Origin of the sequence: Bacillus sp. FDAARGOS_235, assembly GCF_002073415.2 — a bacterium.
GTDB classification, from domain to species: domain Bacteria; phylum Bacillota; class Bacilli; order Bacillales; family Bacillaceae_G; genus Bacillus_A; species Bacillus_A toyonensis.
In genome coordinates this window covers 59,554-85,107 of record NZ_CP020434.2, presented here as the reverse complement: position 1 = coordinate 85,107, position 25,554 = coordinate 59,554, and the positions used below count along the sequence as shown (strand labels likewise).

Annotated in this window: 21 protein-coding genes and 2 pseudogenes; 2 read left to right on the top strand and 21 right to left on the bottom strand. The window is 31.2% G+C overall.

All coding sequences use genetic code 11. The annotated features are described in order from the left end of the window. Positions 1 to 72: 72 nt before the first annotated feature. The 11 genes and pseudogenes from A6J74_RS00435 to A6J74_RS00380 form a co-directional block, all read right to left on the bottom strand. On the bottom strand, positions 73 to 966 hold the full coding sequence (locus tag A6J74_RS00435; RefSeq protein ID WP_000397866.1) for a helix-turn-helix domain-containing protein: 894 nt from the start codon (positions 964 to 966) through the stop codon (positions 73 to 75). A gap of 217 nt (positions 967 to 1,183) precedes the next feature. Beyond that, positions 1,184 to 1,843 carry a class D sortase gene (locus A6J74_RS00425; protein WP_001036114.1) on the bottom strand — a complete coding sequence of 220 codons (660 nt, stop codon included), beginning with the start codon at positions 1,841 to 1,843 and terminating at the stop codon, positions 1,184 to 1,186. A gap of 56 nt (positions 1,844 to 1,899) precedes the next feature. After that, entirely contained in the window at positions 1,900 to 2,463 is a 564-nt protein-coding gene (locus A6J74_RS00420; protein ID WP_080609165.1) for an excalibur calcium-binding domain-containing protein, read from the bottom strand. 307 nt (positions 2,464 to 2,770) lie between these two features. Continuing rightward, positions 2,771 to 3,289 (bottom strand): DUF4352 domain-containing protein, encoded by a 519-nt coding sequence (locus tag A6J74_RS00415; protein WP_000515999.1) that lies wholly within the window; start codon positions 3,287 to 3,289, stop codon positions 2,771 to 2,773. A 317-nt stretch (positions 3,290 to 3,606) separates the two neighbouring features. Further along, positions 3,607 to 4,200, bottom strand: a complete 594-nt coding sequence (locus A6J74_RS00410; protein WP_000515993.1) for a DUF4352 domain-containing protein — start codon at positions 4,198 to 4,200, stop codon at positions 3,607 to 3,609. Positions 4,201 to 4,329: 129 nt separating this feature from the next. Next, positions 4,330 to 4,812 (bottom strand): annotated as a pseudogene (locus tag A6J74_RS00405) (excalibur calcium-binding domain-containing protein). Positions 4,813 to 5,491: 679 nt separating this feature from the next. Further along, positions 5,492 to 6,085: a TasA family protein gene (locus tag A6J74_RS00400; protein ID WP_000053750.1), complete on the bottom strand. Its 594-nt coding sequence runs from the start codon at positions 6,083 to 6,085 to the stop codon at positions 5,492 to 5,494. 599 nt (positions 6,086 to 6,684) lie between these two features. Next, positions 6,685 to 7,554: a hypothetical protein gene (locus A6J74_RS00395; protein WP_016107011.1), complete on the bottom strand. Its 870-nt coding sequence runs from the start codon at positions 7,552 to 7,554 to the stop codon at positions 6,685 to 6,687. 260 nt (positions 7,555 to 7,814) lie between these two features. Beyond that, positions 7,815 to 8,639 (bottom strand): DUF2262 domain-containing protein, encoded by an 825-nt coding sequence (locus tag A6J74_RS00390; protein ID WP_142309184.1) that lies wholly within the window; start codon positions 8,637 to 8,639, stop codon positions 7,815 to 7,817. Between the two features lie 395 nt (positions 8,640 to 9,034). Further along, on the bottom strand, positions 9,035 to 9,463 hold the full coding sequence (locus A6J74_RS00385; protein ID WP_080609163.1) for a hypothetical protein: 429 nt from the start codon (positions 9,461 to 9,463) through the stop codon (positions 9,035 to 9,037). Between the two features lie 41 nt (positions 9,464 to 9,504). Continuing rightward, a complete protein-coding gene (locus tag A6J74_RS00380) occupies positions 9,505 to 9,840 on the bottom strand; it encodes a hypothetical protein (RefSeq protein ID WP_000831332.1) in 336 nt (111 codons plus the stop codon). A 798-nt stretch (positions 9,841 to 10,638) separates the two neighbouring features. On the opposite strand from A6J74_RS00380, the gene A6J74_RS00370 reads away from it, so the two are divergent. Continuing rightward, a complete protein-coding gene (locus tag A6J74_RS00370) occupies positions 10,639 to 10,869 on the top strand; it encodes a helix-turn-helix domain-containing protein (protein ID WP_000467337.1) in 231 nt (76 codons plus the stop codon). Between the two features lie 5 nt (positions 10,870 to 10,874). On the opposite strand, the gene A6J74_RS00365 is transcribed toward A6J74_RS00370, so the two are convergent. The 6 genes and pseudogenes from A6J74_RS00365 to A6J74_RS00340 all read right to left on the bottom strand — a co-directional run bounded on the left by A6J74_RS00365 (position 10,875) and on the right by A6J74_RS00340 (position 18,216). Then, entirely contained in the window at positions 10,875 to 11,489 is a 615-nt protein-coding gene (locus tag A6J74_RS00365) for a replication-relaxation family protein (RefSeq protein WP_001216349.1), read from the bottom strand. Further along, on the bottom strand, positions 11,428 to 12,609 hold the full coding sequence (locus A6J74_RS00360) for an FtsK/SpoIIIE domain-containing protein (protein WP_080609161.1): 1,182 nt from the start codon (positions 12,607 to 12,609) through the stop codon (positions 11,428 to 11,430). Before A6J74_RS00360 ends, A6J74_RS00365 begins: the two co-directional genes overlap by 62 nt. 99 nt (positions 12,610 to 12,708) lie before the next feature. Continuing rightward, entirely contained in the window at positions 12,709 to 12,894 is a 186-nt protein-coding gene (locus tag A6J74_RS00355; RefSeq protein WP_080609159.1) for a hypothetical protein, read from the bottom strand. A gap of 1 nt (position 12,895) precedes the next feature. Then, positions 12,896 to 13,192, bottom strand: coding sequence for a hypothetical protein (locus A6J74_RS00350; RefSeq protein ID WP_001077845.1), 297 nt, complete (start codon positions 13,190 to 13,192; stop codon positions 12,896 to 12,898). A 1,036-nt stretch (positions 13,193 to 14,228) separates the two neighbouring features. Next, positions 14,229 to 15,929 (bottom strand): hypothetical protein, encoded by a 1,701-nt coding sequence (locus A6J74_RS00345; protein ID WP_080609157.1) that lies wholly within the window; start codon positions 15,927 to 15,929, stop codon positions 14,229 to 14,231. Between the two features lie 1,534 nt (positions 15,930 to 17,463). Then, positions 17,464 to 18,216 (bottom strand): annotated as a pseudogene (locus A6J74_RS00340) (glycosyltransferase). Between the two features lie 337 nt (positions 18,217 to 18,553). On the opposite strand from A6J74_RS00340, the gene A6J74_RS00335 reads away from it, so the two are divergent. Beyond that, on the top strand, positions 18,554 to 20,233 hold the full coding sequence (locus A6J74_RS00335; protein WP_000342930.1) for a helix-turn-helix domain-containing protein: 1,680 nt from the start codon (positions 18,554 to 18,556) through the stop codon (positions 20,231 to 20,233). Positions 20,234 to 20,297: 64 nt separating this feature from the next. Here A6J74_RS00335 and A6J74_RS00330 read toward each other — a convergent pair whose 3' ends face one another. From A6J74_RS00330 to A6J74_RS00315, 4 genes are all read right to left on the bottom strand, one after another. After that, complete coding sequence (locus tag A6J74_RS00330) at positions 20,298 to 20,735, bottom strand: hypothetical protein (protein ID WP_000763937.1); 438 nt, start codon at positions 20,733 to 20,735, stop codon at positions 20,298 to 20,300. 1 nt (position 20,736) lies between these two features. Then, on the bottom strand, positions 20,737 to 21,924 hold the full coding sequence (locus A6J74_RS00325) for a ParM/StbA family protein (protein WP_000798156.1): 1,188 nt from the start codon (positions 21,922 to 21,924) through the stop codon (positions 20,737 to 20,739). 665 nt (positions 21,925 to 22,589) lie between these two features. Next, positions 22,590 to 22,958, bottom strand: a complete 369-nt coding sequence (locus A6J74_RS00320) for an ASCH domain-containing protein (protein WP_080609155.1) — start codon at positions 22,956 to 22,958, stop codon at positions 22,590 to 22,592. A 1,631-nt stretch (positions 22,959 to 24,589) separates the two neighbouring features. After that, positions 24,590 to 25,144 carry a MerR family transcriptional regulator gene (locus A6J74_RS00315; RefSeq protein ID WP_000455694.1) on the bottom strand — a complete coding sequence of 185 codons (555 nt, stop codon included), beginning with the start codon at positions 25,142 to 25,144 and terminating at the stop codon, positions 24,590 to 24,592. Between the last annotated feature and the right edge of the window lie 410 nt (positions 25,145 to 25,554).

Genomic DNA, 25,554 nt, shown 5'->3' with positions numbered 1-25,554 from the left:
TTAATAATATAGTTCTAAGTTTAAAAACTATAGGGGTTTTTCCTGTGGGCTTTGTAAGTAGTTTTTACGAAATTATGAGTGTTTTTTATTCTGTATTTCAATAAGTTCATCTTTAATCATTTGTATATAATGTTCTTTTTCTCTTAGTTCAAATATAAATAATGCTTTTTTCATGTTATTAACAACATCTTCTTCATTATGTTGTTTAATCTTTAATAAATACTGACTTTTTAAATAGTATAGTTCACCTAGTAGGTATAAAGTGTCTAGATTAATAGCTAATTTGATGCCCTTATCAAGGTATTTTATTGCCTCTTCATGTTGATATGTGAGGTCCAAAAATTTTGCTAAATTTAAAATGATTTTTAATTTAATTTCTTTATCTCTAGGAAAATCTAACTTATTAAAATTGGTTAAACATCTTCTTAATATATTAATACTTTTTTCATATTCTTTGTGTTCTGCATAAAATATAGCCATTGTCTGCATAATATCTATTTCTCTTTCTGATAAAAAATCAGAATTGGTTAAAGTTAGTTTTAATGCATGATTTAAAAGAGTTAAAGCAGTTTTTGTTGATCTATTTACCTCAAATATAGCAATTGCTTCATGCCATATTAGAAATTGGTTATCTTCTTTTGATTGAAAATTATTTTGTTTTTTTTCTTGTTTTACTATTTCATAAAGTTCTTTATATTGTTTTTGCTTTGCGCAATCTCTCATTACGTATTTTACATTTTTTACGTATTTTAATTTCTTGTTTTGAGTTAGTGCAAATATATTATTTGGATCAATACCAAGCCGTTCAGATAATTGATACAACAATATGCTAGATGGATAAATCATACCTTTTTCTATTTTGCTAATTTGACTTTGTGAACATATTCCATGACATAATTCGGATTGTGATATGTTTTTTTTAATTCTAATTTCTTTAATGGTAATACCCAAATCGTAAAATTCCATTTTTTCACCTACTATTTAGCACTTTATTAGTATACGAATATTCGCTAATCTTTAATCTAATGTAAAATTAATATATTTGCAATCGTTGTTTATTTTCAAGGACTTACTGTTTCTATAAGATGGTGAGGCTTTTTTATGTACAAAAAAAGACACCCTAAGGTGCCTTCCTTCGACTTGAACCACTTTAATTTTAATAATATGTATTGGACTCCCATCCTCACCGGATGGAAAGTAGAGATGATTCAATTATGTACCGATCTGGAGCGTCTCCTATATAGTCAAAAGGATAGCAAGTTGTTAATGTTAATGTTGGCTCACTTTTGTCTACAATAACTGTTCGATCTTCTGAATCCGTTATCCAATGCTTGTTAATTCTATATGTATATGTTTTATTTTCATATTCCACGATAAGTTGGTCATTTTCCTTTAGTTGATCAAGCTCGGTAAAAACAGTATCTCTATGCCCACTTAAAACTGTATGCCCATTTCCAGATGGTGTAGTAGTTAAATCACTAACAAACATACCTACACCTTTTTTCAGTACTTTACCGTCAGCTCCCCAATGTACAGAGTATTTCTTTTGTATTTTAGGGATAATTAAATATGCCACTTTATCTCCTAATTGATGGTTTACCGTTGAAGCTGGAATTTGTACAGGTTCTTCAGGTTGTAATGAAGTCTCAGTGGTTGTCTCTGTTTGATTGATGTTTGTTGTTTCATTTTCTTTAGAAGGTGTGGAGGTCTCATAGTGTTTCGCTTCGTTGGTCGTTAGCGACTCTGCTGATTGTCTAGCACCGTACCATTCTAGAAAATAATAGGAAAAGATAGTAAGTCCAATAATAGTTAAACTTAAGCCTATCCATTGCTTTTTATTCATTTTTATCACTCCATTTGAAAACGACAGGATTTCTCCTGCCGTTTTAAGGAACTATTTTATGCGTTTGTCTTTTTACGACGGAACATTAATACAGATCCAGCTAATGCTAAGCCTAAGCTTGCTAACATCATTGTAACACCGTTTGATGCTGTATTAGGTAATTTTTCACCTTGTTTTTTAGTTTCTTTTTTCACAACTGTATTAGTATTTTTCTTTGTTTCTTTTGCAGTTGTTTGAGGTTTAGTTTGTTCTTGTTTATTATTCGTTGTTTGATTGTTTTGTTTTGAATTCTCTTGCTTAGTGTTTTCTTGTTTAGCCGGTTCTTGCTCAGTTTGTTCTTGAGGTTTATTTTCATCTTTTTTAGTAGTTTGCTTGCTAGCTAAAAATTGATCATAGTCCCCTTTTTTAACTTCACAAGGTAAGCCGTCATTGTCACGATCTAAGTCATGAGGATCATTAGTTGCGCTGTATCCATTGCTGTGCCAGAATTCCATAACTTCTTGTTTGTTTTTAAAGTGACCGCAATTCTTGTCGTTTGGATTTTTTTCTGCAAATGCAGCAGAACTGTACCCCACTGTTAATAATGTAACTGCTGTTGCTGAAGCTAATAGTTTTTTCATAATTTTCTCCATCTCCCTAAATGGTATGTATTCACATTGAAATGTTTTACATTTAAAAAATTAAAAATATAATAATATTTTGTAGATAAATGTAAGATTTCTAGATAATAATAACAAACTATTAATTCATATATTGTCATATTATGTAGAAAGAAATAAAAAAAGACACCCTAAGGTGCCTTCCTGCGACTTGAACCACTTTAATTTTAATAATATGTATTGGACTCCCATCCAAATATTATTTTACCACGTTAATCAATATTGGCCATTGAGAAAAAATAAAGGCACTCTTTCGAGTACCTTGTTACTATTCTACTTTTAACTTAATTTCTTCACCTGTCATACCGCCACTAGCTTTTAAGAAAAGTCCTTCAGCATCTTTTGGTATATCAAATACAATTTTCCCTGTCTGTGTTAGACCAGGATTTAATTGTTTTAAGAAGAAGTCAGTTTTTCCACCGTTAGCTAAGTCAAAAGATGTTTGACCTTGTACTGAAGATGTGAATTCACGACCTTTGTTATCTACCAATTTAAAGCTGTTAGTATCAACAGTGATAGCGTCTTTTTGATTATTAGTAAGTGTAACTTCTAAAATCTTAAAGACACCTTGTGCTTGTTCTTTTGAGTATTCATTACCCACAGAATCTACTGTTTCCATAGATCCCACAGCGATTTTCACATCAGAAGAGACACCTTCTTTTGATACTGCTTTAGTGTCTGTTGAAGTCTTTTCTGTTAAATCTCCGCCACCAGCAATCATAGCAATTATTCCGATTACAAATAAAGCTATAATGCCTAGGCATCCAAACTTAAATATTTTTCCCACGTTTGTTCCTCCAATTATGTAAAATGTAAGATTGCCACGTTAATAATAACAAATTGTACATCTTTATATTGTCATATTATGTCGAAAGGAAATAAAAATATAGTTTAGAATTTTTAGACTAGATTTCTGTCCTATGATCTATTATTTCTGCCGTACCTCTTATTCATAAAGAAAAGACACCCAAAGGTGCCTTTCTCCGACTTGAACCACTTTAATTTTAATAATATGTATTGGACTCCCATCCAAATATTATTTTACCACATTAAGTAATGCTGGCCATTGAGAAAAAAGAAAAGCACTCTTTCGAGTGCCTTCAACTATTCTACTTTTAATTTAATTTCTTTACCCATCATACCGCCACGAGCTTTTAACACTAATCCCTGTGCGTCAGCAGGAACATCGAAGATGATTTTTCCTGTTTGAGATAAACCAGGGTTAAGTTGTTTTAAGAAGAAATCAGAACTTTCACCATTACCTACATCGAAAGCAGTTTGAGCTTGTGTAGAGTAAGTAAATTCACGATCTTTATTATCAACTAATTTAAAACTGTTAGCATCAACAGTGATAGCATCTTTTTGATTGTTTGTAATAGTAATTTCGACTACTTTAAACACGCCTTGTGCTTTTTCTTTTAAATATTCTCCACCTACTGAATCAATTGATTCAACAGAACCTACAGCGATTTTAACTTTAGAAGACTCGCCTTCTTTAGAAAGTTCTTTTTTAGGTTCTTCTTTCTTAGCCTCTTGCTTCTTAGGCTCTTCTTTAGCAGCCGGCGCTTGTGTTTCTTGTTTTGGCTCAGAAGAAGCTTTTTCTTTCTCGTCGTCTCCTCCACCTAATGCCGCCGCAATGGCACCAAGTACGATTAAAGCAATAAATCCTAAACACCCAAACTTAAAAATTTTACCCATTATGTAGTTCCTCCAATGATATAATGTAAGATTTCCGAAACTATCATAACAGAAACAGTTACAACAAGTTTGTCATATTTTGTCGAACGAAAATAAAAAAAGCACTCACAAGAGTGCTTTGTCATAAATCTAATGTTTTTTACTAGATTTTTTATGTCCTTTATTTCGTTCACAAGCCACGCCATCACCATCGCGATCTAAATGTGAGGCATAAGCTGGGCTATCTGGAGTTATATCATAGTAACCGGCATTATTTGCATCTGTACAGTTTGCAAAGTGAACTTTCTCTTGTTTAGGTGCAGCTTATTGCTGAGTTGCTGTATTAGCTATAGTCTTTTGTTCTCCCTGTTGTCTTTGAGCTTCTTCTTGTTTCCGTTGTTCTTCTAATTTCTTTTGCTCTTCAGCCTTTTTCTGTTGTTCTAGTCGTTTCTGCTCTTCAGCTTGTTTTTGTTCTTCGACTTTTTTCTGTCCTTCTATTTTCTTTTGTTCCTCTTCTTTTTTAGTTTCTTGTTTTGGTTCTTCTGATGTACTTGCTTTATCATTTGAACCACAAGCAGCCAATCCCATAAGTAACACGCTACATGCTAAAGCCATTAATAATCTTTTGCTCATAATTTAATTCCTCCAAGATATATAAAATGTAATATTTCTGGACAATCGTATCAAAATAAATATTATTATATTATGTCGAACGGAAGTGAAAAAAAGACACCCTAAGGTGCCTTCCTGCGACTTGAACCACTTTAATTTTAATAATATGTATTGGACTCCCATCCAAATATTATTTTACCATGTTAAATTGTTTTGTTCATTGATGGGGATTATCATATTGCCATTAACCTAAGAGTACCTATTACCTATTATTGTTATAAATATTATTCTACCTAGGATTAATAAGAAGAGATGAAAAAACACCTTCACAGGTGTCTTGTTTCATTATAGAAATATCTTAAATAGGACTTTTTTTAATAGTCTAATTGCAAAACCTTTGGATATTTTTAGAAATTATAATCAGGGTTTTATTTTCTCTCTCTGAATTCACATAATTTTCAAATATTATAACTTCACATTTTAAGATTTGGTATATAATGAAGGCAACCCGTAGTTAGAGTGTTTGCTCCGATTCAAATTATGAGATAGTTTGTTTCACCTTTTTTGCATTATCTAAAAAAGAACTTGTAGGGATTCCTACAAGTTCTTTTTGTGTTTTATTTTAAATAACCTACAATTTTTTAAATAATTAAAAGGCATAAGCTCAGTTTTACTTTTTACCAGTAATATGCTCTTAATTTTATCTTTCTTGTCCATCTGTTTGATTGGCTTGGAACTCCATTTTTAGCGCAATACTATCCCCTTGGAACACGTTCTGATCTGTGCCGTTATCTTCAAATACAAACTTTATCCAAAACCAATCCATTTTCCCAGGTTTTAATCCCCCTGTTTCAGTCCACTTAGAATGAAATACTTTTTTGGAGGCAATCTCTGGGCTTTGTGATTTTAGTTCTGCAAGAGTTGTCTCGTATACAGGGCTTTTCGCAGGATCCCAATCCAAAAGAAATTGTACTTTAATATGTTTACCGAAATCTTCTGTAGTGTTATTTTGTTTTAAATCGTTTACAGTATAGTCTATTTTCATCATGATATCTTTAATATCTAATGTACCACTATTTTTCAAATTGAATTTCTTTAATATTTTGTCCCCAGGTTTTAAATTTTCTAAGTTAAGTGAAGTAGTTGGTTGCATAGCTAAATCCAATGTACCTGCAGCAAATGCATTATTTGTCACCACTTGATCGCTAAAATATGCATATGTTCCCCCACCAATTAAAGATAAACCAAGAGCGGCTGAAACCACTCCAACACCTAATTTCTTTTTCAATGACATTTTTTGTTCCTCCCATATCATTTTTATAATCTTTCTCCCTAATCAACCGAAAAGGTCCCCTTAATACAGATATACCATGAATTGTGAAAAAATTATATTAAAAGCAAAAAATTCCTTATTGAGAAAATTATGTTAATATCTATCTTCTGTAAATGAAACGTCCCAAAAATAGAAAAGTTGAATTTATAATTATCAAAACCTCTGCCAAAAACAAATTAATATTAATACCCTTTATAAGATGCAAGGAAGTTTTTGATGATATTATCGATAAGTCGTCGAGGAGAAATTAACAAATAAAGGCTAACATACTACTATAGGGATACAGCCGAGATATGTGTAAAAACAGGTCATAGTCTGACTTTTATTTTTAAATAATTGGAGTTGCTAAGGAATTAGAAGATTTAACACCAGAAGAAAAAGAAGTATTGATGATGTATGAAAACGATTCAAAGAATAACTCGCCATAACTAAACATCCTTCCAATTTAAACGATGAAAGGAAAATGATACACACATTTAGGCATTCATTTTAATAGATGCCTAAATGTGTGTTAAGGAGCATAGAAACGTCGGAATTCACTTCTCGTTTCACTTATGAATTTAAAGATTGCGCCACTCATCACATGCCTTGCGAATATTTTCACGCATATTATTTGTAATTTCTAGCCTGTCATTTAAGAAAGTATCTCTCTGTGAGATTATCTCATTTTTAGCACTCAAATAGAGCCTTTGAATAGATGAAGAATTTCTACCAACTTCGGTTAATCTATAACGTGGGATACCTGGAGATTCTGTGTACCATAGTGGATCTGTTAGTGATATAGGATCAGAATCATATATATGAACCTTTGTGTCTAAATTTTCATCCCATTCATCTACAAAATTAAACCTGTATTTGAGTGTAGGATAGGAATTAGAAGTAGTAGGAGCTGTAATCATATCGTAGAGACCACTATTAGCATACATTGCATCACCTACACTTACATTTGTAAAGTACACTAATTTGTCACCACGTGGTTCACATAAAGCAGCATACTCATCCCCACAACGACTTAAAGTAGCTTTATACCCAGAGTCAATTTCACTAAGAGCTTTTATGTCAGTTAGATGCAAAGTACAAATGTAAACAAGGGCTGTTATACCTTCAAACGTTTCAAAACGTACTAAATCTGATACTAAATCTGAACCATCGTCATATATGCCATGTAAAATATTCACATCACCGCTCTCTGGATAGCCCTGAAGACGTCTCACAATACTGTCACAATTAGCTACATAGTGATCTAAAAAGTCTTGGTCAATTATTTTTTTAACCCTATCACAAATTTCTTCTACTGCTTGTTTCACCGCTTCTTGAGCACTATCTTCCGATGAAAACATTTCGTTTATTATTGCTGTACCTATTGAAGAACCCAAAGAACTAGCTCCTATTTCTAATATTTTCTGCCAGTTTAACTCGTCATTTATCATAATGAACACTCCTTTATAATTAGAATACTCACCATCATTTCAGTTTTATACATTTTTTATAGTTCGCAAACAATGTTAGATGGTTTAACAATCGAGCGCCATTTTTTGAATAAAACTTAGATTTTTAAACCATTTTATTATCCGTACACATCAAAAAGTATAACAATTTATCCCGCTACTTTAGAGCAGTAAGAGCACGATTGGTCCAACTAATCCATCAGTAGGGATGAAGAAAAATCCTCACTGATGGAAGTTTCAATTTATCCTGCAATCTCAGCCGAAGAGAGTCCCTCATGAATATTACCGCTTACAATGATGTAATGTCCCCAAAATATATCTCCATCCAAAAAGAATATTTCAAAATCACCTTCTGAATAAACGCTTAAGCTGCTTAATGTGATGGAATCGATGAACATTTCTTTTGTAATTTCGTCGATTTCCGCTTCATCATCATCTTGTAGCCATTCATTTGCTAACTCTACCAGTTCTTTTGCGGCGTACATTTTCATTTTCATGTTCCATTCATCTTGCTCTTTGAAAAGTACATGTGCTGTTTCCAGTGCAGACTTCATCATATGTTTGTTTTTATTCCAATCAAAATATAAATGACATTCTTCACCAGCCCAAGACATTCTCTTTTCAAAAGTTTTCACTCTTTTATCAAGTTCAAACTCACCCAAGATCCCGTCATGATAAAAAACCGGTTTCATCGCATCTTGTAAGATGATTTCCAACTCATCATCTTTATATGGTGTTTCCAAAACCTTAACAAGCATCAATGAATTTTCTGACTTGCGCACCTGTAATGTTACAACTGTATTTGCTGTCAAAATGTCTTTTGATTTTCTCCACTCTTCATCATCAACCAACCATGCGAGTCGTATGTCTTCTTTTGTAATCGTTTCATTGTTATGTAAGTCTTTCCACGCAATCAAATCAATTGACGCAGTCCACAAAATGTTGTCACCGCCTTTTGATGCACCAATTCCTAATGCTCCTGTGACAGCTGCTATTTCAATCACATTTTCTGAGAATCTATTTTCAAATCTACTTATTTCACTTGATTTACTCAATTTCGTACACATTCCCTTCGTCACCCACAGGCATAAGTACTTTGTGAGTTTTCCTGTTTTATTATAATTGGTCTATGTTTTGTAACAAAAACGAACGTTTAAATCACGTTTGTATTTAAAAATAATGAGCTTCATAACTCTTGAATTCATTGTAACAAAATACTGTATCCAAAGTAATTTGTTACTGTATAGTAGGGTTTAGTGTACTGCTACTTATTTAACTGTAGACCGAAATTCTTATGAGATAGATGAAGAGGATAGTAAGTAAGTATGTCTTCTTAGATATATTTAAAGAGGCTTATATTTAACAACATAGTGATGTTTTAAAACAATCAAATAAGATTATTAAAAAATATAACTTGTTAAGTGAATCTAGAATTAATGCTTATTATAAGGGAGTGTGAATTTCACGCCCCTGTGAACCAATAAAGGGCAAAATAACTTTCTTCTGTTTCCATAACAAAGAACACATCATTCCAGTCTGGTTCATAAGCATATGCACATCTGATTCCACTTCGAGGAAACTCGATAGGTTTGATATAAGGAGAATATCTGTTTCTTACTTCTGTAAATTCTTCTTTGGATATCATTTTCAATTCTTTTAGTTCCGCTCTAATCCCCTCTTCGAGTTCCTGCATGGTCATTTCTATCTCATTTTTTCCTTTATACCAATACCAATGTGTATTTCTCCGTTCAATGAATAGGCATTGTACTGCAAACTCCTCCAAATCATTAATACTTTCGTAGTTATTTTTTCTTTTGGTTTGTTCAAAAACGTATATTGTCTCTTCACATCCCCCTATTAATTCATCATCTTCAAATACAAAATATTTCACACTTACCACTCCTTAATTAATATTTTTTTGCTATTTATGTATTATTTCTTGCCAAAAATATTATTTAGTCCACTAAGTAAAAGTGCCAAGCCAGGGAATAGATAAAATGTAATTTTATTTACACAAACAAATAAACCTATTGCGGATACAATCATCAAAAATCCAGCCTCTTTACATGCACCCTTAGCTTTTATAAAGCCAAAGAATCCTAAAATAGAAAAAAATGCTCCCATACATCCAACAGTAAGACCTTTTTCAGCTCCTTCTAACTCTCCCATTTCGTATGCTAATCTTCCTAGAAATAGAATGACTAGCGAACATAGTAATCCTAACAACGTACCAATCAGTCCAATTACATCTTCACCTGTTCGTTTCAATATAACAACCTATCCTATTTTTCAAATTATGTATGTTTTATATCTGTAATATGATTGATGTATATACATATCACCTTATCATGTTTATCAATAACTCTTAACTCATTTCGAGTAATCAAACATTGTTTCACCCTCCGAAACAGAACCTTTGTTCTTACTATAAACCTTTTGTTTTGGTTTATACAAACATTTTTTAATTAAATTCCAGTACGTGAAATTTAATTAAGTCTTGGATTAATAAAGAAGATAGACATCCCCTCCTTAAGTCATGTCTATCTCTTTACACGGAAACCTAAATCAACCATTGCATGATACATATCCAGATCATTTTAAAGAGTGGATCCTATTGGATACTGAACAGCGGAAAATTCTTAAGAAACACGTTATACCCAGATTGTTATAAAAGAGAAATACTTATTTCTTTAAAACCAATGAAATAAGTACAATGTTCTTCAAAATTCGAATGCTGAACAGTCTAATATCTCTTAATTTATTAAACTCACCCTCAATTCTTCATAAATTTAAAAAAGCTTAAATCCTTATGCACCAATGGATTTAAGCTTTTTATTTTGTAAGAATACCCTTTGCAACAAGTTGCCATTAGGATAGTGTATCAGCAACTTGTAGCTATTACTATGAATGCTACATTCTTCAAAATTATTACACATTTTTTAGATTTTCTTTATATTATTCTATGCTTTATTTAAAATTATAATTCCATATTTATGAACAAAAGTTTAGATTTATGGAAATTTGGACAAGTTATTATTACCACAAGCTTACTTAGGGGGGATCCCGATGTTTGGGTTAGGAAAAAAGAGAACTCCATTTGGTGAATATTTAGACCGTAGAGGGATTAAACAACAATGGTTAGTACAACGAACTGGATTAAGTAAATCTTTAATAAGTGATTTAGCAAATAAGAAGAATCGAATTCCCACCTTAACATCCGCAACTAAAATCATTAAAACACTAAGGAAATTTGATAAACGTATTGATTATCATGATTTTTGGGACATAAATGCTTAAAACAACTAAAATATATCTTCCATTACAAATGTTCTCATAAACACATTTCGGTTTATAGCATATTGCTCTAACTTTGATTGTCGATAGTCTGATAATGTAAAAAAATTAATTACTGGAACAATAGCATTCTGTCTTTTGTAGATATCTGTTATATGGCCATATAACTGTATTTTATGTTCGTTTGCCTTCATATGTTGCATACGATCTATTTCAACAAAATGGGGAACATTATCTTCAAAATACGTTGCGTCAGGAATAATCTGATACCGTTGACCATTAATTGAAAACTCGATAGGTCTTTCTGTTTTCCATTCTGGAAATCCAAGCCACATCCAGCTTTCGTTTCGCATTAATATGTGCTGTAATTGACTACTTTTCTTTACTTCTTTTGTAATTCCTAATAAATCCCGTCCCTTTTTATTTAAATAATATACGTGTTCACGAGCCATTTTTGTAATGTGACAATACGGGTGCATATCCTTTAATACACGATTTGCATTTCGAATACTCCCTAGACAGTGGATGGCTTGTAATTGCCTCCTAGTTAAAAAATCCAACTTACTCAAAGTGGATAAAATCTCGATTTGTCTCGCTTTCTGTTTGAGTGTTTGATGCCTCATTTTGCTTCACCACCTTATATTGCTTTAGTAACTCCCACATATCTGTATCCTTTAAAAAAGGTACCTGAATTTCTTCTGTACGATCAGTCTTAAATAATGCTCTTCCTGGAAGAGAAGGTAAATCTTCAAGACCTGGTTCATCCAAAGCAACTTGTGAAGCGACCGCCGTTGGTAATCGAAAGCCTATTTTCGCATCAGCATTCTGTTTAATTTGCCTTGGTAATGTATCAGAGGTTGGATATTGCGTACAAAATATGAGCCGGAATCCTAAACCACCTCCAATTCTTGCGATTTCAGATAGCACCTCCTGGCACAAAAATAAAACATCACGTTGTTTTTTAGGTAATCCTTGTGTCGGACAAAGATTTGCTCCTTCATCTACTATGATGAAGCAACGTTCTTTAATTGATGTGTCTATGATATTGGTAAAATAGGACTTCTTCATCATTTCAATCTGTTTTACCATCTTTTCACGTACTCTTCCCAACATTTCTAATGCCTGTTTCGGGTTTTCAGCGACTTCTACAACTTGGGATAACTCTTTGTAAGGGCTAAACTCTAACCCTTCTTTCAAATCAATAATAAAAAATTTCACGTGTTGAGATTGTTGTAAAATTAAACTAGTCATCACATTTTTTAAGAATACTGTCTTTCCAAAACGAGTCATTCCACTTACACACATATGCGGTGTTTTCTCAAAATCATGATATACATATTTATCTAACGCTTTCCCCACCATAACTCTCCATGTATGCTCTTTTAATAGATCCTTAGACCAATTCCACATTTCAGGTATTCTTTGGCTAAATACTCGAATATGAAGCTCTCTTTGATGAAACGATATTTTAACAGGTTTATATAGACCTTCTTCTAATACTTCAGCTAACTTTTGGATTAGTTGACTAGGTACACCAAGTGGTAACTTGTAAACATAATTCATACTTATATCATCTTTAATTTCTTTTATAAAAATGGGATATTGTAATTCACCTTTATGTTGAACACAAACCTTTGTAATTTCAAAAAACGTTGCAATTTTTTTCTTATCATTCGGTCCATTACTTTGGTAAAAATAAGCCACAGTTATAAAGGTTGCTGGGATTAATAAAAGTGACAACATTCCCTCCATACCTCCTTAAGGTAGTTGAGCCTGTATGGAAGCTTAGAAAAAGCGTTTAAGATGCGCTATTATAATCATTTTCAACTACCAGATGTAATGCTAGCGTAGAAACACATCTAGAATATCCATTAGAACGTACCAAACGCTCCCAATTAGTAAGCATTTAAGACCCGCACGTAGCAACCAACCTGGAAGATAGAAACCTTTCTTCCTCAGCAATTTTATTCCTAAAACTGAAGCTCCTGTCACGCCATACACAATCCCTAGCTCCCCAATGATAGTCATATTAACCCCATCCTTTTGGTTTAATGGACAAATTCCCTTTACCGTCTTTAAAAAGTTGATATTCATCTAATAGCTGATTCCAGGAGACAGCCAGTTCATCACCATATAGATCCTCTTCGATTTTTTGACTTAAATAATAATACCCTCGGTATTGTCGGTCCAGATATACTTCATGTCGTCGCATGTGTTCTTGTATAGCACATACGTTTTCTTCATTTTTAGTCGCTTTGTACATTTGTTTCAATGTTCGAGAAGAATACAGATAAGGTGTACTATACAGCATTTGATATTGATTCATATGTCTTCACCATCCATATAGAATTCTAGATACACTAAATACATATGATAATGATATGAGTTTTCGAATTTGTCCCAAAAAAATACATCATTCCAAAATAGGAATGACGTTTGACAGGAATCTTAAATTCTCTGACATGTTGCTATAGCCTTAAAAAATAACTATGAGGATGGCTATAGATTTATTTTTGAACACACAATGGTATTTAATGAATGCTATAGTTTTGTTAGCTTTTCTATAATCATTGTTTATCGTTATACTATATCAGTTTGTTTATGAACATTAGTTAATAAAATCTAATATAAATATATATCTTATATATATTTAAAATATAAAGATAAAACTTATATAGGACTGAGAAATGTACGTATATCCTTACTGTAACAAAGCCTTTTAACATTATATAGCGTAAAAAATCATAAATAGTAGAATTTTACAGCAGAAGAACAAACCATATTAAGCTCTAAAAACTACAAATAATCATAAATGAAATTTAGTATTTCTACATAAAAAATGAAACAAATTAATACATTATTAAACATATTTATTCAATCGTGAAATTTCATATGAATTAACGGAATCTCCACAATTTGATTATAGTTACCCACAAAAGATTCACATTATGTGTTAATTAATCAACATAATCCATATTTAGCACATAAATCACATGAATATTGATGATTTTTGATAGATGAAGGCGTATAGGCTATTTATATCAATGATAATTGCACTAAATTACTCACATTATGTGTTATTTATCTACTTATCCACGAAATTTAATTTATTTCTTATGATTTCTTGTAGGTATTTGAATGTATTTAGACAACTCATAACGTCTTTTTATGAAAGTATGTGTGGAAATTGAGATAAGTACCATACTATTTTTGTATATGATTGCATAAAAAAAGACTCTATTATGAATAGAATCGAGTAAAGCTACTTATTGTGAAGAAGGAGTAAATTTCTTTTAAATAAACGGATCAACACGAATAGCCCTCTATCTTGAATTTTTTCAAAAATAGAGAGCTGATGATGATTAGTTCGCTTTCATTGCTGTCAGTACTTGCTCAGCTGTTGTTACTTGGATACCAGCGCGTATTAACTTTTCAAAGGCACGCATAAATGTAATTAAATTGAAGCTATCTGGTACTTCAATAACACGAAGCTTTTCTTTCGGTAATCTATCTATCTTTTCAATGAACAATTCACGAACATCACTAGGAATAATACGCTCTTTATGCCCTCTAGCTTTTAAGAGTTCACGTATTTCAATTTCTAAAGCCATATAAGCGTTGAGGTTTGTACCTTGTTCATAGGCGTACTTTCTAAACAACGTTTCTTCTTGATACTTTAGATAGTTGCGGTGATACGATTCCTCTGTAACAGGTATAGCAAATTTAGAGTTTAGTAATTCATATGTTTTGCGGAACAACTTTTTGATGTTTCGCAGAGAGTACATAGAGAAATGCAATCCGAAATCAAATACAGCTTGTTCTTTTTGTTCTTTTGGAACATGCTGTGTAATAAGAGAATAGATACCCTCTTTAGCAGCTGTATCAAGAATTTTATATTGTGATGTTTGATTTAATAATTTCTTCAGTGTATATACTAACTTGCTTGGATATTCTTCATTACGATCTATCATGTCACGTAAGCTATGGATTACACTTCGAATTTGTCGATTGCATGTATGTTTTAGTACATGAATAAATTTGTTCATGTCTTGTGTAAATTCTCCAATACTCATCTCTTGTAGTACGGATTCGATAAAACGAGCTTTACGAGCATAAGTAAGCTTTGGTGTGAATGGATCACGATACTGTACTTCTCCGATTTCTTTTGTACATAAGAAATCGGTATGTAAGGATAGATATAGAGTTGTATATCTTTTTTTATTCTTAACCCCTTTTTGTAATTTACAAATTTTGAATAGTGGAGTCCCTGTACATGGTAATGCAGTTGTTAACTCTGTTATAACCGCACGTATCTGATGTGGGTATTTTTTATGTAAGAAGCGGTACATCCCACCAAAATGAGTTCTATTCCCTCTTTCATCTTGTTTGTCTAAGGAACGTTTTAGTGTAGTTTCACTGTGCTGTTGCATTGCAATATCTAAGAAGAGTTTCTTAGATGCAATTGATAACTCAAAGAAAGCTTTTGTAAATACCACGGGGCTAATATAAACATATGCATTGGCCTTTTCAGTTTCTTCATTCATAAAATGAGTTAATTTAATTGTATATCGGCCATCTAGTTCATTTTCAATCGAAATAATGTTATGTATACTTAATTTCTTTAATGCAATATAGAATTGAGAATGCTGTATGTAAGCAAATTCTTCTTTATACAGTTTGTAATCTTCCCACATCATATGTATTGTTACATTTGGAATGACTCCATTTGTGTAACATTTTTTATGTAGATATAAGAAGACCTCCAGATCTGCGTTTGTAATGCCATATAATTTATGCTTTCTTCCCATTGTTTCCGAAATAGCAGATAGTGTACGACGTGAAAAAGATGGTTTAGCCTGTGCAACGAAGCCATCCACATCGGCAATACGCTCTTCGTATGTCATATGATCAACAATATCCTCAAGGTATGTATCTTTATAGCTGTAGTATTTCTCTTCGAAAGTTTCAACAAGTTTTTGCCAAGACTTCAGTGTTACTAAAACTGCATTTGTGGATTGTCCATTTAGACTACGTTGATTACGAATAATAAATGATTTTCCCATCTTTTTCACCTCCTACCTATAAATCTTGAAATAAATACCAAAAACTATAAAATATATCAATTTTGATTATACCAAATCGAAATTTGATGAAATGCGTCCCTTTAAGAGAAAAAATGAAAAGATGAAACGGCCTTTAATCCCTTGTGTACCAAGGGGTTTCAGGAATCTTTCATTTTTTTTTATGGACATGATATGGCTATAGATTTTCATATTAGTAGAAAAGATGAAAAATAGAAAAAAACCTGTATAAGTATGATTAAATCAACAGTTATATTAGTTTTTCAAAAGGAAAAAGGGACATGATATGGCTATAAATTTTCATGTTTATAATTATGAGTTAAATAAGAAAAACTCTTTAAATAGTGATGTTGATGGGATTTATCTGTAATTTTCCAATTGAAAAAGGGACATGAATTAGCTAGGTGAGTTTTCATGTTCGGTTAAAAAAAGGAACATCATATAGCTATATGTTTTCATGTTGCATAAATACATGAAAATAGAGTTAGAAACGTGTTAATCCTTAATGCGAAAGGGTTTATGGGCTTTTTATCTAAAAAAAAAAGGGACATCATATAGCTGTAAATTTTCATAACTAATAGTATTGCTGTAATAGAAAAGCTTATATATCAAGGTTTAAGCAATATTAGAAAAAAATTTCGAGTTAGTAAGAAAGAGACACATAATGTTATTTTTGTTTCATGTTTTGTAAAAAAGGTACATGATATGACTATAAATTTTCATGTTCATGAGTTTGGGATGTTCGAAGTAATCGAAAAATAAAAGCACTAAACAAGACTTGTTAAGCGTAGTTCCCCTTTTGAATATTAGGCATAAAACGATTAAACTTTATTTTCAAGCTAGAGTAACTATGTTTTTAAGGTGAAATTAGAGCAAGGTGAATAAAATGTCGAAAATATAAGAATTTTGTTATTTTTTTGTTGATTTATGTTGTTTATAATGTTAAACTCATAACAACAAAGAAAGAGTAAACGAAAACCCTTAGCGATTAAATTGTCAGAATATTCACTTTTTATCGGTTACTCCGTATGATTTTCACGTTTGTGTATTGCTTTTCCACTCTTTCTTTGTTCTTCCTTATAAAAGAAAACAACCTGTTTTTATCCAAGTTGTTTTCTCTTGTAAAGATTTAATTTTTTTTAACATTTGGGATTACTATTTTAAAAATTATTATTGTTTAGGAGGGATAGCTAATAGCTTAGACACTTAATGAAGAGTTTTTATTACAATGGAGCGGATCCAGAAAGAGGTGAAAAACAAGAAATTTGGATATTAGTTTTTTAACTTTAGAAAAGGAAGAATAAAAATATAGTGGACATACAATTACAATAAAGGAATGCAGTATAGATTATTATACTTGCATTCCTTTGCCATGAAAATGTATGGTGTTAGTGCGTTATATAATATAAAAGTTGTCCTGAATTTTCTACCTATATTTTCTGTATTGAATTTTATCAATCCTGTTTATTAGTTCATTTAATGATGATTTGTTTAGGGATTCTCACGGTTATCTTTCCTAGTTATCATAATATGTTTTATCTGCGTATTTTTTATCATTTCCTTTTAGATAGGCTAAGATTACTTTTGGATTTTTAAGTAAAGCCCAGTCTCCATATGTATCAAATCTTCTGCATGAAGTGATCATTCCATTTTTAATTGTACCGAATTTCTTATTATTTTGCTTTCCCCACACTTTTAACCGTTTAGCGAAATCTGCATCTTCTGTCATAAGCATGTTTTCATTAAATCCGTTGATTTCCATAAAGTCTTTTTTATAGCACCAAAAAATCCCGACAGATATAGCTCCATACTTAAAAAGTAAGGGGATTATTATTAAAATTGCGGAAAAGAATATTCCTAAAGATATTCTTTCAAACTTCCCAGTTACCCCACCACCAATCTATTTACCTGAAGCTAAATATTTATCTACATTAGATAACATAGACTCTGCCATTTGAGTATCAGCATCTATAGTAATGATTATTTCTCCACTAGCTATTTTAGCCCCTGCATTTCGGATTTTAGACAAATTTTTATCGTTATTTTTTAATGTAATACAATTATAAGATTTTGCTATTTCCTCTGTTTTATCTGTGCAACGATTTAAAACAACTATGACCTCAATTTGATCTTTATATGCTTCTGATGCCTTTGCAATTGAATCTAAACATTTCCTAATGTACTTTTCTTCATTGTGAGCAGGTATTATAATAGAAAACTTCACATCTTTTTTAAAATTGACTCCTGAAGGTTCATTTGTATCAGTCATAATATTCCCCCTTTTTATAAAGTGAATTTTAACTATACATAACATATATTAACATTTTTGAGGTTTTATTAGAGAAAGCAAAAATAAAATTTAATCGTTTTGAAAAAAGATGCCCCGTTTTATCCCTTTGGATTTTACAAATTGATTGAGTCTTGTATAATCAGTTACAGAGCGGGCTATAAGTATGCAAACTAGAGCCTTTAACATGTTAACAACGAAATAGGAACGGGAATATTCTGACTTCATTTCTAGTTTTTATAAAAAGGAACATCATATAGCTAATTATTTTCAAGTTCAGATTAAGAATAACTAAATGTATATAAGGAGCAGAATTTATATGGATGACGTTCTACAATTGTTTAGAGATGCACTATCAATAACGGAACAATTGTATAAAAAAGATGAGCAATTGTGGCAAAAATGGGTGTCTTATTATGTTGAGGTTGAAGCAGATAAAAGTAAAATTGTGACTTCAGAATACCTTTCTCCATCATTTTCAATGCTCGTACAGTGGCTAGAGCAACAACAAAGAAAAGGTATTTCTCCTCTAGATATATATAGAAATATTGATGAATATAGATTAATCATTGATGAGACAATAGGTGTCTTTATTGAACAAGAGTTTCGTAAAAATCAGACAGCTAGTAATAAAGTGCATACAGCAACAAGTGAATCAAATGCAAGCACATTGAATGAAAATTATTTAGAAGTGAATAACTCCGCAGTATATTATAAGTTAAGGGATGGAATAGCTAAAAATCAATTTGAAGAAGATGAAAATACACTGTTAAAATCATATCCTATTGAAACAAAGGATAGTAATGGAGTGGCACAGCTTTCCTCTCATAAAGATGAAGATCTAAAATTAACGAATATTGAAGAGGCAGCAAGATGGAATACATTAGTAGATGGTGTAATGAGTAATATGGATGATTTAACTGCAGATTGTTTAGATACCATCACGATTCAATGGTTGAATGAAGCAAAATCGCCCGATGAATTTATTGATTTTTCATATGAACAAGTTTTAGAGATGTGCAGTATTTCAAAGGCTAAGGCAAATGGTGTTGAATACTACAGGGTAGAAGATAAAATTAAAGTAGCGAAGCGGATTGCGGCCCTAGCAAGTATTTTTATATATCTAAATGATGACAATGAAGTAGTCGTATTAAATGATCGTGCTGAAACAGGTAAGCATTATGAAGTAAAACGTGAGGTAATTAAAAGACTATTCGTATTAGATTCTGTAGTTCTATGGAGAGATAAAAACACAAACGAATATATGGGAATAGAATCGTGCCGAATCAAACCGGGAAGTTTCTTATCCGGATATTTATATGGATCTAATAGTACTACCGCATTATTATCAAAAAAGGCACTTGAATATAATAGTTATAGACATAAATATCATAAAAGGTTAATTCGATATTTGACATGGCAATGGAGAATACGTCAAATGTTTTCTAGTTTACAAAGACCTTATTCCATAGGTGGAGATAAAGGTTTGTTAGCAGTTATGGGGATAAACCAGAAACAAAAACCGAATCGTATTCGCGAACAATTAGAAAATGTTCTTATGGATCTAGAAAAAGAAGAGGTAATTTCTCATTGGGAATATGATAATGGTTTAGAAGAAGAAAAACTAACAAAAAAGAATTGGTTTAAAAACTATTATTCACAGTTAGGAATAGTAATATTGCCGCCAAAAGAACTAATTAGTTCAATGGAAAACTTAGCAAAAAAGAAAACAATTGATACAATACATGAGGAAAATCAGCCAATAAAAATTGTAGAAAAACCATTAGATACAACTGAAAATGAACAAGTAATTAGAGAAAAAATAGAGTTTGTGCATATGAAAAAGAATATAACTATGCGAGAACTTTCAATTGAGATAGGTATATCGCAGCCTACTCTTTCTAGATTTTATAATAAAAAAACAAAACGTCTCTCTAGTACGGCGAGAAGCAAATTAAATCAATGGTATAAACGACAGTTAATCATTGATAAGATGTAAGTTGAAAATTAAACCTAAAAAAAGAGTCCTATTTCTAGGACTCTTTTTTTAGAGTATTTACATACTAATTACCAAATAAACTTGCCGTATCAAGATCATCATATTCATCATTCAAAACATTTGTTTCAGATTTAGAAACGTCTTCTTTTTTTTCATCTTCATTATCGGGCTTCTCTTCAGAAGTTCCAATTACTTCATTAGAAGATTTAATCTCATTATGGATGTTTTGATCATCATTTTTGATAATGAGTTTTGAATCATTCAATAGGACCCGTTTAACCTCATTTAAAAAATCTTTATCTTGAAGTAAGATCTCTCTTTGCATTTGTTGTTGAATCTTATAATCACCAACATCTTGTAAACCATGTTTATCAATAAAGTAACAGACAAGTTTATATAATGAATCTGCTATATTCCCTTGAGATTCAAACCATTTAAAGAACTCTTCATTCTCAATTTTTTTGAGATTCCAAAAGAAAGATTCTCTTTTCTTGTCAGCCATATTATCTCACCTTTTTTCGAGTAAGAATCTTCTTGATTACTTGCATCCCTCTAGCATTCATATCTACAGCATATTTTTCTGGTATCCATAATAAGTACATACCAACTTGCTCACAATACTCTAATAGTTGATTATATAACTCATCTTTAAAAGTAACACTTCCCCCACCGTATACACATAAAATTTCAGCTTCACTGGCGGTATTGCTTACATACTTTTCACTTGTATCTTCTAAGATAAGTTCAGCTTGTTCTACTTTTGTAATATTAAAGTACCCAGTTGCTTCTTCATAGTATTTATGATCTGGATCTTGAAGGATTTGTGAGAATTGTTGGCGTTTAATGTTTGTTCCACGTTCTTGGTTTAATAGCTTAACAGCTTCTTCTGTAGCATGCCCAACTCCACGTCTTTCTCCGCTACAAGCATCAATGACTGGATTCACACCAACTGTGTATATATACTCAGTTGTTCCATCTCCAATGTCGCTATGTAAGATTTTTTTGTTCTTAAAGAAGGATTTTTCAACTGTCTCTACCTCAAGTTTGTCTTTATATAGTTTAATAAAGTCACTAAACATATCTTCTTCGCCTTCAAGGATTGCATATAAAGGAGGAACGCCTTCCTGGGTAATGTTTGCACTGTTAAATGTTAAGCTGACTGTTACTTGTTCTTCCCCTACATAAACAACTACAACATGATTTGAATTAGTAAAACGTTGCTCTAGGTGTTTTGCATTTACTGGTGTCCATTGGCTTGCTGGAATAGCTGAAATAAGATCAACAGTCACATTAATTGATTGTGGTAGTTGTTCAGTTCTTTCCCACTCAAGCTGAACGGATTTATTTGCAATTAGTCCTAGCATATTAATTAACGGCAAATCATCGTTATATTTTTGACCTACTTTAATGTTCATGTTTTTTGGGTTCTTCCCTGTCAGCATCGCTCGATTACCAATAAAGTACATACCAGATCTTCTAATTGATTTACTAGCAATATTTACAAACATATTGTCTACTAGATTAATCACATTTTTTTGAGTGTTTGTTTCTGTTACATTTGGCATTGAGTAAACGCTTTGATATACGTTTTTCATTTTTATGTATTCACCATTAATGTAACCTTTAAAAGAATCGTTCCCAATATCGCCTTCAATGTCTATATGAAGAGTTTTTCCTTTTGAATTCTTCATTATACATCACCTCTATAAAATTTATTTTTTATTTATATTTAATAAATATATTATACCTTAAAAATAGAGTAATTACAAGGTTTTGGACGGGATTAACCTTAATTAAATATCGATCAGATATAATTTAAATATAAAATTAATATTTAAATGAATTCTTTTTATATTTAATGGTTGATTAATTAGGTTTCTATATAAAATAAATATAAATTAGATATTTATTTTATATTTATTAGAAATAAGTTCAGTTCGTTTGCTAGATTGATTGTTTTTTTAGTTAATTGTATCTTTTGTAAGGCATTTATATAAACCTTGGAGAAGTTTTCTATATGAGTTGAATGAATTCCTTTAAGATATTCTTAGGAATTAAAGTTAAAATCAATAGTTTAAATTATAATCTTCTTAAGAGAATTTGAAGTTTTCGAGGATGTATAAAATCCACTAACAGACAAACGTTATCAAAGTGTTAATTTGGTGTTTAATAATACATAAACGCTATACGTTATTATGGCGTTTATCCCTTTAATAACAACGTTTGTAAGGTTTTTGTTAACGAATAATAAAGTTGTTTTAAAAATAAAATAGATGTTTAAAAACAGGCTGTAAAATCGGATTTTTACAGCCTGTTTCTTGTATATAGCTAGAATAAAGCATGTTTGGATTTCAATTTATACTCTATCCTTATAAACATCCATCACCCTAAACGTTTGAGAAATTAGCAATAAGTCTGGAGCAAAAGTAAGTCCATACGGGCTTAATTCCCAAGTGAGAAATTCAACACGCTCACTATACCAATAATCATAGCCTAAATCACCTGTACCCTCAGATCTGGAAAAATCACTTGTTACTTCATTCATTTTTAAAAAATCAATCTCTGTATATTTTATAATTGCTAATCGAGTATTGTCTCCAGCCAATACAATATCGTACTGACCAAACTTTTGAATTTCCTCTCCTTCAAGCCCGTAAACACAATGTGCAGCGTATGTTCCTGTTTTGATTCCTTTAACAATCAAACTTCTTAATTCATCTCTCATTTCCTTGGAATCATCTCCGAACACCTATGCATCTGGAACACTTATGTTTAACTCATTTTCTCTCGCGCACATATGCAAATATTCTTCTATCTTATTAACTTATATTAGTCCCTCATCCCTATAATCTCTCAATATTTTAGAAGAACATGTAAACTATTAAATATATTAATTTAGGATGTTTTGCTTTCTCTGATCTATATATAATGTGAGTTCCCAGTTTACATAATAACATTCGGCATGACCCTCTAGATTTAGTGTAATAACTGATAGACCGCTTAAGTTATAGTGTTCAAAAGTAATAATGAAAGCATTAATTAGAGCGAGTAATTTGTATATGAACCAACCCAATTATTTAAGTTAGAATTCATTTTTTAGTTAATAAAGTAGTTAGTTGGATCTGAAAGTTTAATACTTTCAAGAGGATGTGATGTTTTAGAGAATGTAACTAAACCCCCTAAGATATAAACGTTATCAAAGTGTTATTTTAGTGTTTAAGAATACGTAAACGCTATCCGTTTTTGTAGCGACTATCCCTTTCATAGCAACGTTTATGAGGGTTCATTTATTTAGAAGAATGCAACTTGTACTAAGATTGCTTAGAGATAATGATAAAAGATTTGCTGGTAAAGCTGAAAGTTGAGGATCAAGAAAGCATTGTTTGTGAAATTTAGGGATGCGTTATTTTAAATTTGTAGTTTCATTTAAAATAAGCTAGCATTCTATATTTGTAATAAAGAAACGTAATTTAAGTATTCAATATATAATTTCATTACAACAAGATAAAACGGATACAGAATGAACGCTTGTGAAGTGGTAAATTAACGTTCTAATGAACGTGAACGCTATGCGTTCATAATCCGTTAAACCCATTGTTTTATGGGGTTAAGGCATTCTTACTTAAGTTCTATAATATGAAATTTTTAAAAGGTTAGGGCGTTACAGCGTTTAACCAAGCTTCCCGAAAAACTGATGGAATTTTGATGATTTTGAAAATAACGATCAATACATTGATATTAATTAATACCGAGGATTTTTGGGATTCATAGGTAAGGCCAAATAAATATATAAATACTTCTAATTGTTGAAATGGTGGAAGTACCTTAAACGCAATAAAATTGAAACTAATACTCTAAATTTTATACAAAATTAAAGTTAAATTTGAGTTGAGGAATAACTATATAGAATTGAAGTATATAAAAACTGAAATTCATCGTGAACGCTAGGCGTTTATGATGCGTTAATCCCTTGATATTAAAAGGATTAAGATGGTTTTGATATGTTTGAATTAAGAAAAGTAATTAAGAAAAGGTTGAGAAAAAGACAGGGGTTTTTTGGCTTTTTCAACTAATAATATTATAATTGAAATTAAGTGATTTTCTCTTTATTATACTTAGACGATATGTATGAACTTTAGTAAAAAAGTATATGAACTTTTAATGAGTATTAGTTAGATGTATATTAGTAAATATACATTTTACTTTTGAAGTTAAATAGGTATTAAAGACAGACATAAGAGGAATTCTTTTTAATGATGTATATTTAGCCTTGTGAAGGTGATTTCCCAAATAAAAAAAAGCGGTAATTACCGCTTTTTTTTATTTGGGAAATGTGTTTAAAAGAAAATCGCCCAATTATTTTCGATTGAACAAACGTTGAATGAACGTTTGTTTACTGTTATCTTGTTGTTCTTGGCGATCCTCATTTAACAATTGAATGGCTTTATCCAGTTTTTCCTGTAGTAACTGGATTTGTAAATCTTTTTCTTCCTTTTCTGAACGTTCTTGTAATAATAAATTAATAATATCTTGGTTTTGTTGTACAATTTTTTCCTGCTGGTTAAACATATAGGAAAACTTATCTTGAATTATTGAAATATCTGTTTGTGAACGTTTCTGAAGTGTTACTTCAGTTTCATTTTCTTCCTGAACACTATCCGTTTTCGGGGCGTTTTCTTCGGCTGTCTCCATGCTTCGTGTAGCGGCCTCTTCTAATTTCCAGTTTTGATTTAGGTATTCCTTCATTTGTTTTAAAATATCTATATCATTTTCATAATAAATTCTTTGGTTACGTTCATTTCTTTCAAATATGTACTCCATTTTTTCTAGTTCAATTGACCATCTACGAAGTGTATTGGTGTTTATATCCAGTTGCTTTGCTACTTCTTGTGCAAAATATCCATATTCCAAACTTCACACCTCCATTATTTGTGTGTTAGATATTCTTTCTTTATTAGAAGGATCATTCCTCTAATAATAAAAATCTTTATTGGGCCACTCGGTAAGAAGCTTTACTACCTTTAAAATGTTTTCAGTGCAGCTACTTGTGTGCTAGATTAGTCTATGTATCTAGTATTAATGTGAATTAAATTATAAAGGTTATCCGTTTTGATAACGTTCACCTTTGGAAGTAAAAAGATATTTAGTAGACAATAGAATAACTAAAGAATTACTTAAAATTTTATTATTAAAAGTTTGTTTCCAATATAAGAATTTTACTAGATATATGTGCAAGAATCAAAGTTTTCATTAATAGAATTAGTATCCAGTTAATATTCTTTTAATTCAAAATACAAAAAATAATGAGGGGGTGTATTGAA

Excerpts from the sequence above, each read along its gene's own strand:
- A6J74_RS00435 (WP_000397866.1), bottom strand. The coding sequence starts at position 966 with ATGGAATTTTACGATTTGGGTATTACCATTAAAGAAATTAGAATTAAA.
- A6J74_RS00425 (WP_001036114.1), bottom strand. The coding sequence starts at position 1,843 with ATGAATAAAAAGCAATGGATAGGCTTAAGTTTAACTATTATTGGACTT.
- A6J74_RS00420 (WP_080609165.1), bottom strand. The coding sequence starts at position 2,463 with ATGAAAAAACTATTAGCTTCAGCAACAGCAGTTACATTATTAACAGTG.
- A6J74_RS00410 (WP_000515993.1), bottom strand. The coding sequence starts at position 4,200 with ATGGGTAAAATTTTTAAGTTTGGGTGTTTAGGATTTATTGCTTTAATC.
- A6J74_RS00400 (WP_000053750.1), bottom strand. The coding sequence starts at position 6,085 with ATGTCATTGAAAAAGAAATTAGGTGTTGGAGTGGTTTCAGCCGCTCTT.
- A6J74_RS00395 (WP_016107011.1), bottom strand. The coding sequence starts at position 7,554 with ATGATAAATGACGAGTTAAACTGGCAGAAAATATTAGAAATAGGAGCT.
- A6J74_RS00390 (WP_142309184.1), bottom strand. The coding sequence starts at position 8,639 with ATGTGTACGAAATTGAGTAAATCAAGTGAAATAAGTAGATTTGAAAAT.
- A6J74_RS00370 (WP_000467337.1), top strand. The coding sequence starts at position 10,639 with ATGTTTGGGTTAGGAAAAAAGAGAACTCCATTTGGTGAATATTTAGAC.
- A6J74_RS00365 (WP_001216349.1), bottom strand. The coding sequence starts at position 11,489 with ATGAGGCATCAAACACTCAAACAGAAAGCGAGACAAATCGAGATTTTA.
- A6J74_RS00360 (WP_080609161.1), bottom strand. The coding sequence starts at position 12,609 with ATGTTGTCACTTTTATTAATCCCAGCAACCTTTATAACTGTGGCTTAT.
- A6J74_RS00355 (WP_080609159.1), bottom strand. The coding sequence starts at position 12,894 with ATGACTATCATTGGGGAGCTAGGGATTGTGTATGGCGTGACAGGAGCT.
- A6J74_RS00350 (WP_001077845.1), bottom strand. The coding sequence starts at position 13,192 with ATGAATCAATATCAAATGCTGTATAGTACACCTTATCTGTATTCTTCT.
- A6J74_RS00345 (WP_080609157.1), bottom strand. The coding sequence starts at position 15,929 with ATGGGAAAATCATTTATTATTCGTAATCAACGTAGTCTAAATGGACAA.
- A6J74_RS00335 (WP_000342930.1), top strand. The coding sequence starts at position 18,554 with ATGGATGACGTTCTACAATTGTTTAGAGATGCACTATCAATAACGGAA.
- A6J74_RS00330 (WP_000763937.1), bottom strand. The coding sequence starts at position 20,735 with ATGGCTGACAAGAAAAGAGAATCTTTCTTTTGGAATCTCAAAAAAATT.
- A6J74_RS00325 (WP_000798156.1), bottom strand. The coding sequence starts at position 21,924 with ATGAAGAATTCAAAAGGAAAAACTCTTCATATAGACATTGAAGGCGAT.
- A6J74_RS00320 (WP_080609155.1), bottom strand. The coding sequence starts at position 22,958 with ATGAGAGATGAATTAAGAAGTTTGATTGTTAAAGGAATCAAAACAGGA.